The organism is Microvirga ossetica, assembly GCF_002741015.1.
Classification (GTDB): Bacteria; Pseudomonadota; Alphaproteobacteria; order Rhizobiales; family Beijerinckiaceae; genus Microvirga; species Microvirga ossetica.
Genome location: NZ_CP016617.1, coordinates 410,639 through 422,647, shown reverse-complemented (window position 1 = coordinate 422,647; position 12,009 = coordinate 410,639). Strand labels below are relative to the sequence as shown.

Here is a 12,009-nt window from a genome sequence, read left to right as displayed (position 1 = left end):
TCCGCGGCGGCACTCGTCCGGGCCGAGCCCGGCGGTTCGCGTTGACCATGCGACGGATCAGCCCCATTTGGAGGCGGTCCAGCGTCCCGAGCAGGCCATGCTCCCCGCAAGGGTCCATGTGCCGGAACTCGAACGCCCCGCGAGCTTCCCTGTGATCGCGACCCGGGCCCTGTCGCGTTGGAGGCTGACCCGAACATGCCCGTCCGGTTCCAGCCCGCCGGTCGCCCTGTCCGTCGTGCGCCGCGAAACGGCATTGCGAGGAACCCCGTTCTCGACCACGACCGTGTAATCATGGGCCCTGCGGCAGGCGCCCTTCTCGGGGATGGCACGGACACTCCAGCGCCCATCGAACTGCTGCTACGCCATGCCCGAGGTGCCGATCGAGATCAGTGGCGCAGCAAGGAAAAGGCTGACTAGCAGGCGGTTCATGACACGGTCTCCCTCTGGATTTCAGACATTACCAGTGCGGCGATGCGGTCGTCGACCCATACTCCGCTGACCCTTGTGCCGCTTCAGTAGAGGAGAACTTTTGCGGAAGGCTGCTTGGACGCTTGCTCGTCCCCGCCGTCGAGGGACTGGAGCGGGTCGGGATCAATCGCGGGCTGGCCGCCCTGTTCCTCATTCTGGTGCTGAAGGACGGGGCAGGGTTGGCCGCGCTGCTAGCGAGATGATCGTAGTGCCTTCCGCCGCCCTTGCGACGATCGTCAAAAGGTCCAGACAGTCCGGCGACTCGGAGTGTTCATCAGCAGCGAGTCGCCTCGCCAGCCGCGTTGATTTGTACGTTGCAAGTGATCGCAAGACTGCCGCGTGAAGGTCTCTTGTGGGTCAAAGTGAGTCGTTGGGCGTGGCCTTGTGAAGGTCAGCTTACTCGTATGACTGCGGAAGTTTGGCTTTCGTCTGCCTCGTGCCAGGAGCTGACCTTCCTGGCTTCGGGTTCAATTTCGCAGATTATGGAACCGGAAGTGGCACCTCTACACCACCGGGAAGAGCCTCAGGAGGGCCACTCCGTCGTCATTGTATCACCTTATCGGCAAGGCTGAGGAGCGCGGGCGGTGAGGTTGAGGGACAGCTACTACAGTTTGGGCAGGGGCTGTGCGTGGGTGAGCCCGCTTCGTGACAGTCCTGTGCTCTGCCATTATCTCCGGTAAGCAGACCAGTGTCATCGGCCATCTTTGCTATCAGGACGTCGAAACTGACTGTTACATCCTCAATTCCCGGATGCCCTACTTTGACGCCGTAATGGGCCTGCGCACTAGGTTTCGGCCAATCGGCCGGTGTGCTATTCTGTGGCTAGGTTATTCGTGTCAGCACGGGCATCGAGCCGCGTGGCGCTGAGCGCCTCAAAACGGGTCGCAGGGATGCAAGGTCTTCGCCCAGCTTAGTCGACATCAGGCAGCCGCCGCTTTATCCGGCCCGCCACCCCACTCCGCAGCCCTCGACCAGATTTCTCGGGTCGAGCACCGTTTCGCTACGGCGAGAAGGAGGCACCATGGCTACCCAGACCACCATAACCGACGGAAATATCTCAGCCGCGCAGAGCTTTCAGGTGGAGCGTGTATCCGTCGCAAGCGATGGCACCGAAGCGAATGGAGGCAGCGGCGGGTTTGGCTCTTGGGGGCCTGCCATTTCGGCGAATGGCCGCTACGTCACCTACCACAGCGATGCCTCGAATCTCGTCCCTGGAGACACCAACGGCTTCGGGGACATCTTCGTCTTCGACCGGCAGGCCCACACCACCGAGCGCGTCTCGGTCGCTGGCGACGACACTCAGGGGAACGAGTCGAGCCTCTGGCCCTCAATTTCCGCTGACGGTCGCTTTGTGGCATACTCCAGCAATGCGTCGAACCTCGTCGCCGATGACACCAATGAGGCCATAGATGTCTTCGTCGTCGACCGGGAGACCGGCATCACCGAGCGCGTATCCGTCGCCAGCAACGGCACTGAGGCCACGAATCCACAAGGCATTGCCCACAGCCGGTATCCCGACATTTCGGCGGATGGCCGCTACGTCACCTATTGGAGCGAGGCCACGAACCTGGTCCCAGGTGACACCAACGGTGTCGAGGATGTCTTCGTCGTCGACCGGCAGACCCACACCACCACGCGTGTCTCCGTTGCCAGCGACGGGACTCAAGGGAACGCCCTCAGCGTCGAGCCCGACATTTCAGCGGATGGCCGCTACATCACCTATACCAGCGATGCCTCGAACTTGGTTTCCGGAGATACCAACGGCGCCTTGGACGTCTTCGTGTTTGATCAGCAGACCCGCACCACCACGCGCGTCTCCATGGCCAGTGATGGCACTGAAGGTAATGGCCCCGCAGGAAGCGGCATCCCCTCGATTTCGGCGGATGGCCGCTATGTCGCCTACGTGGGCGCTTCCACGAACCTCGTTCCTGGAGACACCAATGACACCGCAGACGTGTTCGTGTTCGACCGGGAGACCCACACCACCACGCGCGTCTCCGTGGCGGGTAATGGCACTCAGAGCAACGGCTTCAGCAGCCTTCCGGATGTTTCGGCGGACGGCCACTCTGTGGCCTATGTCAGCGAGGCGTCAAACCTAGTTCCTGGAGATACAAACGGCCTCAGGGATGTCTTCGTGGCCCAAATGATCTTCACCCCACCCGTGGACGGTGTGGTCAAGGATGGAGATGAAGGCAACAACGTCCTCAAGGGTACCCGCCGCGACGACATCTTGCGCGGGCACGGCGGTAAGGACTGGCTGTTCGGTGACAAGGGCGATGACAGCCTGGACGGCGGCCAGGGTGACGACAAGATATTTGGCGGCAAGGGCGACGACACCGTGCTCGGCGGCGCGGGCAGCGACCGGATTTTCACAGGCAAGGGATCAGATCTGGTCGTCTTCAACGAAGTTGATGGTCATGACCGGGTCTTTGACTTTGACCAGCGCTGCCGCGAGATCGACCCCCGCTTCGACCGGGTGCAGCTTGACGTCAGTATCGGCACCAACGCCATTGATGATTTCGCCGAGTTGCAGGCGTTGATTGCAAGCGGCGACATCGGCCTGAGCACCCAGCACCACGGCCTGACGCTGACCTTTGACAACGGGGACGCGCTGACCTTGCGAGGGGTTCGGGAGCTCTCGGCGGACGACTGGCTGTTCATCTGAGAATAGTCCTGTCGCCTGCGCTCTGAGGGACTGGCAACCGGAGTGGCTGAACTCACGTATGCGCGTGATCACACTGTCAACGAGTTGAACATAATGGCTCTGTCCGCAAGCAGGAACAGCACGTATTGCGTGTAATGCCGCAGTATGGAACGAGATTTGAAGCTTTCGGGAAGTCGTCCCGGCGGCTTACGGAACACCGCCCTGACTATACAGTAAAAACCGCGCCGCAGCGGGCTTCAGCCAGCACGCGAATACTCGCGAATGCTATGGCTCGGATTGAGTAAGAGGAGAGGCCGGAAACGGTGCCGTTTCCGGCCTCTCCCGCCTGGACTACGGGCCACCATTCGGGATGGTTGTACCTCCAGGCAGGCAAATCCTAGTCGACTTGAGGGAGCTTTTTCGTGGCGAGGGAGAGGCCGGGATGAGCACGTTTTCCCAGCCTCTCCCCGCCTGGCCGAGGCACGGGTCAACACGAAGGCCGCATGATCCTGCTGGCCGTCAACTGTTGGATGCCCGTCCAAGGTTTGCCAGGCTGGCGGCCAGCTCATTCTGCCGAACCGGCTTGGTCAGCCGAGGGGTCAGGTGCGGGGCCTGCGCCCCCGGCGTAGGTGGAAATGATCGGCATTCGGCAGCAAAGGCCACCAGACAAGAGGCGACTCCACCGCTCAATCAGGAGACTTACGGCAGGCAGACATCTGTCGAATATCGCCCGGTCACACTCATTTCGGACATCGACATGGAAGTTGGGATTGTCTCGTCAGTCCGCTGCTCAAGTTCAGTCCGTACGAAACGGCATTCGGTAGCAAACGCCACCGGACTTGATTACATCGCCGCACGCCCTGGTGGCGTCTGCTCGACGTCAGGAGTAAGGTGAGAACTGGGCACGTTATCGAATAGCGCGCGACGACGCCATCACGAGGTGATCGGATGAGGCGGCGCGATCTCATACTCGGTGGATTGCTCGCCACAAGCTTCCCATCGCGGGGCTTGGCGCAGCCAAAGGGTCGTGTCCGGCAACTCTTGCTCATCGGGCATGCTTGGTCCATTCCATCGACGACTGATCCTGCTACCCCGCCCTGGACCGTGTTTCGGGATGAACTGCGTCATCGAGGCTACGCGGAGGGAGACAACCTCGTCGTCAGATGGCGTGAAGGTGTGGAGGACTGGGGCGGACCGCGGGATGAGTGGGCCGAGGTGATGGACGACATCCAGCGGCTCTCACCGGATGTAATCGTAACCACCTCGCATGGCTGGGCGCGTACGTTGAATGCCGTGATCGGCATGATCCCGATCGTTATCTCAGCTCTCAGTCCGATCGAACAGGAAGTCATATCGAGCCTTGCGCGAGGATCTGGCAACATCACGGGTATCGCGATCGACCTGGGACCTGACTTTTACAGCAAACAGCTCGATCTCCTTCTGGAGGCGGCGCCAAAGGTATCCCATGTGGCATTTCTCAGCGCGGAGAGAATTTATTACGGCATGCGGCAGCTTTGGCGTGAAGCCAACCAGCGTGGCGTCAGCATCCAGGAATTTCTCTATTCGCATAACTATGAAGCCCTCTTCGGTTCCATGGTCCGGGAGGGAGCAACGGCAGTTCTCGTCCTCGCGGATGCCAACCATGTCCCTCACGCCGACCAGATTGCACGGTTGGCGAGACAGTATCGGCTGCCTCTCACGAGTCCGTTCCGGCGCCTGACGGAGGCAGGCGCCCTGATGTCATACGGCATTGACTGGAGCGGGGTCGATCGCGGTCTCGCGGTCTACACGGCGCGCGTGCTCGGCGGGACCAAGCCAAGCGAACTCCCCTTCGAGCAGCCACGCCGTTACGAACTCGTGCTCAATCTCCAAACAGCCGATGATCTTGGCCTGACGTTCCCTGGCTCGCTCATGGCTTTCGCCGACGACATGCTCGAACGAGGCCGCTCCCCTTGAGATTGTCCAATCTCATCGGACCGATGAGCGCCAGGAACTGCGGCATTCGGCAGTAATGACCACATGGCAGCAGGTAAGTGGCTGGTAATGAAATATATTCCTGTATCCAAGTGACTGGCGAGGAAGCAGATTTGCACCCCGTATATGCCAGGACTTCCCAAGGGGTGGATTGAGGTTGGTGGCTTTTGCTGCCGAATGCCGGATCAGAGCTGACGTCACGGCGGCCTTTGACGCAGCGGAGTCCGCTGGCCCCTACGAGCATGTCACAGTTATCGGCAAGTCAGCCGGTACAGCAGCAATGGCCATGATCATACCGGATCGCGCCGGGTTAGCTGGCGCTGATCTAGTCTGGTTAACACCGGCTTTTCTCGTGTCCGGTATGCCTGAAGGGATGGCCCGGTGCCAGAACCGATCTCTTTTGGTGATCGGAACCCAAGACCCGCACTTCAATGAGGTTCATCTACAAGCCGCAAGGGAGCGGGGTACAAAGGTGATAATCATGCCGGGCTTGGACCACGGACTTGAGAAGCCCGATGACATGATCGGATCGCTGGAGGCGATGGCCTCGATTATAGGCAGGCTTGCTTCATGGGTTCGGTGAGCGCCCACTTTACCTGCGGGTCGGTGGTTTTGCTACCGAATGCCGAGTATGTCCAGGGTCGATGCGCTGCAATGGAAATTAAGTAGAACCTAGATCAACTCATTCCCGTGGCTTTGCCTTGTGCTGGCTTTCCGCGATATGCTCGATGATGGGAGGCAGAAGACACCACCCTGGTGAGTCCGCTCCCGCGAGACGCCCGTAACTGGTGGCACGCCTCTCCCCGAGAGGCGACAGGAGGTCGGGATGAGGACCGCTTTGTGCGACAAACTTGGAATCGAACGTCCAATCATCCAGGCCCCCATGGGCGGCGCGAGTTGCCCAGAGCTTGCGGCAGCGGTGAGCAACGCCGGCGGGCTCGGAATGCTGGCCCTCTGGTCCGTTGACCTCGATGGGCTCCGCCGCCAGATCCGTGAGACGAAGGCGCTGACGCAACGGCCTTTCGGGGTCAATCTGAACCTGGCTTTTGATCAACAGGAGCGACTGACTGCCTGTTTCGAGGAGGGTGTTTCGATCATCTCCCTGTTCTGGGGCGATCCGGCCCCGCTAGTCGGACGCATTCATGAGGCTGGGGCGCTGGTCCTCCATTCGACCCCAGACGCCACCGATGCGCGGCAAGCCGTCGAGGCTGGAGTGGACATCATTGTGGCGCAAGGCTGGGAGGCAGGCGGGCATGTACGTGGACAGATGACTTCCCTTTCTCTGATCCCGAGCGTGGTCGATGCGGTTGCTCCGACCCCGGTCGTGGCGGCAGGAGGCATTGCTGACGGGCGAGGTCTCGCGGCCGTGCTCGCCCTCGGAGCCTCCGGCGCGTGGATCGGCACCCGATTCCTCGCTGCGAAAGAAGCTGCCATCCATCCGCGTTATCGAGAGCTTCTGCTCGAGGCGACGGGGACGGACACGGTCTACACGCGGTTGTTTGATGGAAGCTGGCCGAATGCTCCGCATCGGGTGCTCAGAAATTCAACCGTTCGGACGTGGGAAGCGGCGGGGTGCCCCGCGTCCGGCAGCCGACCCGGCGAGGGAGAGGTGCTGGCGACCTCGCCGTTGCGCGGCGAACTCGAGCGGTACAGGTCAGTCACACCGGGCGCGGATGCAACGGGTGACATTGAGGCACTGTCGTTGTGGGCTGGTCAGGGTGTTGGACTGGTCAAGCGCGTCCAAGGGGCCGCCGAGATCGTACATGAAATCATGGACGAGGCGCGGTCAGTACTCCAAGCATGTGGGACGCTTGCAGCTTCATAGCGGAGCCACTGGTCGTCTCGGTTGTGTGCTGGTCAACGCTGGCAGCCATGAGTTTACGAGGGCTGTTCTATGGGGAAACATGAAACAATGCTCGGGTCGAACAACCTTGCGACATGGTCGATGGCAGCCACATCGCTGATGCAGTCGCTGACCCGCCTTGCCCTCCACCTCCGATGCGAAGGTAGTGTCCGAGTTTTGTTCCGGGAAGGAGCAGTAGCAGATCCTATCGAGCACTTCTCCATCGCCGCTCGCACAATTTAGATCAGAAGCCGTCAGCGCTCTCACATTTCGAAGTAATTCGCCTCCAGATTCAGGCGCTTACAGGCGATTTGGTGGCCTTTGCTGCCGAATGCCGGTACGAAATCTATCTGGACGAAGCGCTGACGGAACGGGAGCTTGCGATGCTGAGCGTACTGCGCCTGATGACAATACTGATGTTGGCAGGGGGGACGTTGCTTTTGAACCGAGAGGCGACTCCTGCCGAAACCCGGGTCGATCTCGCGCTGGTGCTGGCCGTCGATGTCTCCTTCTCCATGGAGCCGGATGAGCAGGAGCTCCAGCGACACGGCTTCGTCGAGGCGTTCCAGTCCCCCGAGGTCCATCAGGCGATCCGCCAGGGCGTGCTGGGGCGCATCGCCGTGATTTACGTCGAGTGGTCCGGAGCGTTCGATCAGGAGATCATCGTCCCCTGGACCGTCATCGCGCAGCCTGGCGATAGCCAGGCCTTTGCCGAGCGGCTTTTGCAGAGCCCACTCCACAGCATGAACTACACGTCCATTTCAGGGGGCATCGACTTCGGCGTCCGGCAACTCCGTCAGAGCGGACTGCAAGCGGATCGGCAGGTCATCGACGTCTCGGGTGACGGAGCCAACGACTCGGGTCGAACCGTGACCCTGGCCCGCGTTTGAGCGTATTCGGAAGCTTCCGTCGGCGCTCGGTCAGTGAGTCAGTAAAGAGCCAGTCTATGCGGCCGCTCTGCCAGCCCGATGTGAGCACGAATATTGAAGAACACTTGGGAGCCGCTGGCGCCAACTCCGCTGCCGGGATTGCGCTGTCCACAAGCCATAGGAACTGGTTCGGCTAAAGTCAGCTCCGGGTCAATGAGTAACGAACAGCAAATGAAATGAAGGTCGGCTCACCGCCTTATGGGCAGACCAAAGCGCTCGATGGATCCGGAAAACGTTGCGTTCGAGCGTATTCGGAAGACTCCGTCGGCAACGTTGCGTCGCACCTATAGGACTGGGAGGGCTCTTCACCTGGGACGACCCCGTGAGGCAGCCTTTTCCGTAGCCTCGCCGACCGATTTCACTATCATGGCCGCTGTGGACGAGACACCGCAGGTCGAACGCAAGCTGGTCGCGATCCTCGCCACCGACGTGGTGGGGTACAGCCGCCTCATGAGCCTCGACGAGACCGGCACCCTGACCAGGCTCAAGGCGCTGCGCCGCGAGGTGATCGATCCGGTGATCGCGAACCATCACGGCCGCATCGTCAAGCTCATGGGCGACGGCGCTTTGGTCGAGTTCGCCAGCGTGGTCGATGCCTTGGCGTGCGCCGTGGAGATCCAGCGGGCGATCGCCACCCAAGGTGAGACCCTCCCCGAGCACGCCCGGATCTCGCTCCGGATCGGCATCAATCTCGGCGACGTCATCGTCGATGGCGACGATGTCTACGGCGATGGCGTCAATATCGCCGCCCGGCTGGAGGCTATCTGCGAACCGGACGGCATCGTCATCTCGGGAACGGCCTATGACCACGCCAAAAACAAGCTTGACGTTGAGTTCCAGTCGCTCGGCAGGCAGCACCTGAAGAACATCCCCGAGCCGGTCCGGGTCTATCGCGTCCTGCTGAAGCTGCCTGCGCGAGGCCGGGGATGGCGGCCGCGGTGGTCCATCCTGGCCGCGGCGCTGGTACTGGTGGCCATTGTGACCGCGACCGGTGTCGCGCTTTGGCCCCGGCCCGCCACCCTGTTGTCGGAACTCTTGCGCGCGGCTAGGCCGGGGGCCGGCAAGCCCTCGCTCGTCGTCCTCCCGTTCGACGGTCCTGGCGATACCGCCCAGCAGGACTATTTCGCCGATGGGCTCACCGACGATCTCATCACCGACCTGTCGAAGATCTCAGGGCTGACGGTGATCGCCCGTCACTCGGCGTTCGCGTACAAGGACCAGCCCAAGGACGTCGGAACGATCGCCCGGCAGTTGGGGGTCCGGTACGTGCTCGGAGGCAACGTCCGCCGCGCGGGCGACACTATCCGGGTCAATGTGCAGCTCGCCGATGCCGCCACCGCAAGCAACATCTGGGCGGAGCGCTATGACGGAAGCGCCAGCAGGATCTTCGAGTTGCAGGACCAGTTGATCAGGCGCGTCGTCGAGGCCCTGTCGGTCAGGTTGACCGAGAGCGAAACCTCCGCCATCACCCGCCTGCCCACCCGCAATCTCGAAGCCTACGATTTCTACATGCGGGCCGAACAGAAGGTCTATTCGATCGGACAGCGGTCTCTGGGTGAGGCCCTCGCGATGTACGAGAAGGCGATCTCGCTTGATCCCGGGTTCGCCGAAGCCTATGCGGGCCATGCGCGAGCGATCGTCGATGTCCTCGCCTTCGACTTCCAGCCCCTGATGCTGAGCGCGGTCGCCCGCCAGCAGGCCTATGCGTCGGCGGGCCGGGCCCTGGAACTCAATCCGGGACTACCACGGGCCTATGCCGTCCTCGGCATCCTACAGATGCTGGACGGCGAGATCGACCGGGCGATCGAATCGGTGCAGCGGGCGGTCGAGCTCGACCCGAACGGCGCGGACGCCAGGCTCAACCTCGCCATCGTGCTGACCTACGCGGGGCGGCACCCGGAAGCCCTGGCGGCCATCGAACGGGTGCTGCAACTCGATCCGAAGCCGAAGGCCCAGGTCTACGACTACTACGGCCTGGTGCTGTACATGAACCGCCGCTACGAGGAGGCGCTCAAGGTCCTCCGCTCGGTCGGCCCTGACGGGTTGGGCGATGTCGGCCTCGAGACCCTGGCCATGGCGAGCGCCCAACTGGGCCGCATGGAGGATGCGCACGGAGCCGTGGAGGCCATTCTCAAGAGGATCTCCAGCCAAAGTGTTGCCAGTCTCCGCGTCATGTACGGGCATCATCGGCGGCCGGAAGATCTTGACCACCGCTTGACAGCGCTCCTCAAGGCGGGCCTGCCGGAGTGGTGTTACGGGTTCAGTGGTCGGCCGGAGGATCGGCTGGATGCGTCGGCAATCCGCTCCCTCGCCTTGGGCAAGACGTGGACCGGGCACCTTCAGAACCGCACGCCCTTCGTCATGCAGCTAGGCCCGAACGGCGATTTCGCGGTGCGTACGCAAACGAGGATGGCCGTTGGCCGGTTCACGCTCGAACAGGACCTCTTCTGCACGCAATCCGCCGGGGTCATGCTCGGCCGGAAATTCTGTAGCCCGGTCTATCGCAATCCCGGGGGAAGCGCCGAGACCCGGAGCGAGTACGTCTATCCCGATTCCACCACCGTCCGGTCTTTCTCGGTCGCCCAGTGACGTTCCCACGCAGGGCCGCGGCCGCGGGTGGGAGGCTGGCGACGGACGCTCAGTTGCCGCTCCCCTGCCGGGCCTGGAATTCCTTCTGCTGGATGTCCGGCCACTTGACGTCGGCCTTCGCGATCACGTCGACGGCCCGGGCATCGAAGTCCTCCTCCAGGCCTTCCCGTCCGCCGAACAGGTAGAGCTTTCCGCCGACGATCCGCCAGGCGTCCGGATCGATGTTGGCCGAGGCTTCGTCATTCGCCGTTCCCAAGGCGCAGAAGCCGCCATATTGCGGCGCGTAACGAATGGGCTCGGAAGCGAAGGCGTCCCGGTTCCTGGCGTTCGTAAACTGCCACGTGGCGCCGAGCCAGTCGTAGCTGAACTCGGGCGAGCCCTGGGTCGGGCGGCCCTCGGTGAAATAGGCGACCGCGTCGTAGCCCTTGATGGCGACGTTGCCGAAGTATCCGGTGTTCACGCCGTCGGCCGCGGCGGCGGTGCCGATGCCCAGGCAGAGGAGCAGCGGGATGGGTTTCACCGCGCGTGGCAACCATTTGGGCGGTGGGAAGCAGCGTAGGGCCATGGCGGGCACTCCTCTTCTCCGATCCGGTCAATTCGCGGCCGCAACACATACGGCCTGCGAGGAGCCGATCGTCTCCTTGGGCTGGCAGCGGGCGCCGTGCCGCTTCAGCAGCGCCATCACCGCGGCACTCTTGTAGAAGGTCGCCCGGCTCAACGGCGTGTAGCCGTCGCCCTGGACCGCCTCGACCTCGGCGCCCCGTGCGATCAGCAGCTCGGCAACCGCGGCTTGGTTCTGCTCGGCCGCGACGTGCAACGGCGTGATGGCGTGCAGGCTCCTGGCATCGACCGCGGCGCCTTGGTCCAGCAGCAGGATCGCAATGCGTGGGCTCCCCGCGTAGGCCGAGGCATGGAGTGCGGTGAACCCGCGGTCATTGCGCGCCTCGAGGTCGGCTCCGGCCTCGATCAGCGCCGCAACGGCTTCAGGCTGGTCCGCGAGTGCGGCTTCGATCAGGGGCGTCTCGCGCTCCCGGTCGCGGCCGTTCACGTCACTGCCGGTGGCAAGGAGCTGCTTGACCTGGTCGACGTTGCCTGTGCGGGCCGCATCATGGAGCGGCGCGGCATTCCCGTGGCCGCCGGCGCCAAGGCAGACGGCGAAGGTCAGGGCAGCAAGCCATGGGGACCGCATCACGCTCGTCTCCAACGTGCGTCCGATCCAGATCGCCACGATGGTCCAGCGACTGGCACCGCCGTGGCATGGTGGAGCCGGAGTTTACTTGGCAAGCGACCGAACCCTGGAGGCTCCATCAATGGGGGAATCTTACGCCCGATCCCCAGGAAGGCAAGTAACCGCTCACCCGGCGTATTCGGACTGCCCGGCAATATGCCGGGGCCGATCGGAAGATCCGTCGATGGATCGAGTCGTCAGGTACCGCCAGCATGCTCGTCCTTGATCGCCAAGAGATGAAGCTGGATCCGGCACCGCTCAGCGGGCAGCCGGTTTGGTTGGCCTTGTGGGGTGGTCCGCCCTCTCGCCGTCCGAAGGACAGGCTTCCTCATGG

The 12,009-nt window shown here is 62.6% G+C and carries 8 protein-coding genes; 6 read left to right on the top strand and 2 right to left on the bottom strand.

Features of this window, described 5'->3' with window-relative positions; all coding sequences use genetic code 11:
• The first annotated feature begins 97 nt into the window (after positions 1-97).
• The 6 genes from BB934_RS47500 (at position 98) to BB934_RS29775 (ending at position 10,447) form a co-directional block, all read left to right on the top strand.
• On the top strand, positions 98-289 hold the full coding sequence (locus BB934_RS47500) for a hypothetical protein (protein WP_157934403.1): 192 nt from the start codon (positions 98-100) through the stop codon (positions 287-289).
• Between the two features lie 1,200 nt (positions 290-1,489).
• On the top strand, positions 1,490-3,133 hold the full coding sequence (locus BB934_RS47495; protein WP_157934402.1) for a PD40 domain-containing protein: 1,644 nt from the start codon (positions 1,490-1,492) through the stop codon (positions 3,131-3,133).
• Positions 3,134-4,060: 927 nt separating this feature from the next.
• Positions 4,061-5,068: an ABC transporter substrate-binding protein gene (locus BB934_RS29795; protein WP_099513540.1), complete on the top strand. Its 1,008-nt coding sequence runs from the start codon at positions 4,061-4,063 to the stop codon at positions 5,066-5,068.
• Positions 5,069-5,912: 844 nt separating this feature from the next.
• On the top strand, positions 5,913-6,911 hold the full coding sequence (locus BB934_RS29785) for an NAD(P)H-dependent flavin oxidoreductase (protein WP_099513538.1): 999 nt from the start codon (positions 5,913-5,915) through the stop codon (positions 6,909-6,911).
• A 401-nt stretch (positions 6,912-7,312) separates the two neighbouring features.
• Positions 7,313-7,819, top strand: coding sequence for a DUF1194 domain-containing protein (locus tag BB934_RS29780; RefSeq protein WP_237050483.1), 507 nt, complete (start codon positions 7,313-7,315; stop codon positions 7,817-7,819).
• A gap of 405 nt (positions 7,820-8,224) precedes the next feature.
• On the top strand, positions 8,225-10,447 hold the full coding sequence (locus tag BB934_RS29775; protein ID WP_099513537.1) for an adenylate/guanylate cyclase domain-containing protein: 2,223 nt from the start codon (positions 8,225-8,227) through the stop codon (positions 10,445-10,447).
• Positions 10,448-10,496: 49 nt separating this feature from the next.
• Here BB934_RS29775 and BB934_RS29770 read toward each other — a convergent pair whose 3' ends face one another.
• Together BB934_RS29770 and BB934_RS29765 are read right to left on the bottom strand one after the other, a co-directional pair.
• The gene (locus BB934_RS29770; protein WP_175608895.1) at positions 10,497-11,012 is read right to left on the bottom strand and encodes a YHS domain-containing (seleno)protein; all 516 of its coding nucleotides are present in this window, start codon (positions 11,010-11,012) and stop codon (positions 10,497-10,499) included.
• A gap of 27 nt (positions 11,013-11,039) precedes the next feature.
• Entirely contained in the window at positions 11,040-11,636 is a 597-nt protein-coding gene (locus BB934_RS29765; protein WP_099513536.1) for an ankyrin repeat domain-containing protein, read from the bottom strand.
• Between the last annotated feature and the right edge of the window lie 373 nt (positions 11,637-12,009).

Bases quoted from the DNA above. Each gene is read 5' to 3' on its own strand.
- BB934_RS29780 (WP_237050483.1), top strand. From the start codon at position 7,313: ATGCTGAGCGTACTGCGCCTGATGACAATACTGATGTTGGCAGGGGGG.
- BB934_RS47495 (WP_157934402.1), top strand. From the start codon at position 1,490: ATGGCTACCCAGACCACCATAACCGACGGAAATATCTCAGCCGCGCAG.
- BB934_RS29770 (WP_175608895.1), bottom strand. From the start codon at position 11,012: ATGGCCCTACGCTGCTTCCCACCGCCCAAATGGTTGCCACGCGCGGTG.
- BB934_RS29775 (WP_099513537.1), top strand. From the start codon at position 8,225: ATGGCCGCTGTGGACGAGACACCGCAGGTCGAACGCAAGCTGGTCGCG.
- BB934_RS29785 (WP_099513538.1), top strand. From the start codon at position 5,913: ATGAGGACCGCTTTGTGCGACAAACTTGGAATCGAACGTCCAATCATC.
- BB934_RS47500 (WP_157934403.1), top strand. From the start codon at position 98: ATGCTCCCCGCAAGGGTCCATGTGCCGGAACTCGAACGCCCCGCGAGC.
- BB934_RS29765 (WP_099513536.1), bottom strand. From the start codon at position 11,636: ATGCGGTCCCCATGGCTTGCTGCCCTGACCTTCGCCGTCTGCCTTGGC.
- BB934_RS29795 (WP_099513540.1), top strand. From the start codon at position 4,061: ATGAGGCGGCGCGATCTCATACTCGGTGGATTGCTCGCCACAAGCTTC.